Source organism: Streptomyces pseudogriseolus (assembly GCA_002154585.1).
Classification (GTDB): Bacteria; Actinomycetota; Actinomycetes; order Streptomycetales; family Streptomycetaceae; genus Streptomyces; species Streptomyces pseudogriseolus.
Map to the genome: position 1 here is coordinate 1 of MUNG01000771.1, position 530 is coordinate 530.

Annotated in this window: 1 protein-coding gene and 1 pseudogene; both read left to right on the forward strand. The window is 75.7% G+C overall.

Features of this window, described 5'->3' with window-relative positions; genetic code table 11:
* Positions 1 to 158: pseudogene (locus tag CCN29_RS35250) on the forward strand (sugar ABC transporter ATP-binding protein); the annotation flags it as partial.
* Between the two features lie 110 nt (positions 159 to 268).
* Positions 269 to 530, forward strand: a 262-nt coding sequence (locus tag CCN29_RS34675; protein ID WP_143661489.1) for an aldehyde dehydrogenase family protein, incomplete at its 3' end; no start/stop codon positions are given.

The following is a 530-nucleotide window of genomic DNA, read 5'->3' on the forward strand; positions in this document are numbered from 1 at the left end:
TCCCCGGCGACCTCATCGTCCGCACCACGCCCGACATCCGGCTCCGGCACGGCATGCAGGTGCCGCTCCTGGTCGACCTCGCCCACCTCTTCGTCTTCGACCAGCACGGCCGGCGGATCTGCCCCAGCCCGGACCGGCTGCCCGACCTGGAGGAGTGAGCAGGCACGCGGCCGGCCCTCCCGGCACACGCGGCCGACCCCTGGCGCGGAAAAACTAACATCGCTAGTTTAGGTGTCGCACAGGACGCCCCCGCCCCGGAGGAACCGCGATGAAGGCATACGACGGCATGTACATCGACGGCGCCTGGCGCCCCGCCGCCGGCTCCGGCGTGATCGAGGTCGTCGACCCGGCCGACGAACAGGTGATCGCCACCGTCCCGGCGGGCACCGCGGAGGACGTCGACGCCGCCGTGCGCGCCGCGCGCGCCGCCCTCCCCGCCTGGGCCGCCACCCCGCCCGCCGAGCGCGCGGCCCGCCTCGCCGCGCTGCGGGACCAGCTGCACGCCCGCCGGGACGAGATCGCCGCGACGG